Annotated in this window: 1 rRNA gene; it reads left to right on the forward strand. The window is 53.6% G+C overall.

Annotated elements, in window-relative coordinates:
- Window positions 1–481 (forward strand): 16S ribosomal RNA (locus tag C2862_RS25575); the annotation flags it as partial.

Consider the following 481-nt stretch of genomic DNA (forward strand, 5'->3'; position numbering starts at 1 on the left):
ATTACTCGCCTACGGGTGGCAGCAGTGGGGAATCTTCCGCAATGGACGAAAGTCTGACGCAGCAACGCCGCGTGAGTGATGACGGCCTTCGGGTTGTAAAGCTCTGTTAATCGGGACGAAAGGTCCTCTTGCGAATAGTTAGAGGAATTGACGGTACCGGAATAGAAAGCCACGGCTAACTACGTGCCAGCAGCCGCGGTAATACGTAGGTGGCAAGCGTTGTCCGGAATTATTGGGCGTAAAGCGCGCGCAGGCGGATCAGTTAGTCTGTCTTAAAAGTTCGGGGCTTAACCCCGTGATGGGATGGAAACTGCTGATCTAGAGTATCGGAGAGGAAAGTGGAATTCCTAGTGTAGCGGTGAAAGGCGTAGATATTAGGAAGAACACCAGTGGCGAAGGCGACTTTCTGGACGAAAACTGACGCTGAGGCGCGAAAGCCAGGGGAGCGAACAGGATTAGATACCCGGGTAGTCGCGCGAGA

This window comes from Massilia sp. Mn16-1_5 (genome assembly GCF_004798585.1).
Taxonomy (GTDB): Bacteria; Pseudomonadota; Gammaproteobacteria; order Burkholderiales; family Burkholderiaceae_D; genus Telluria.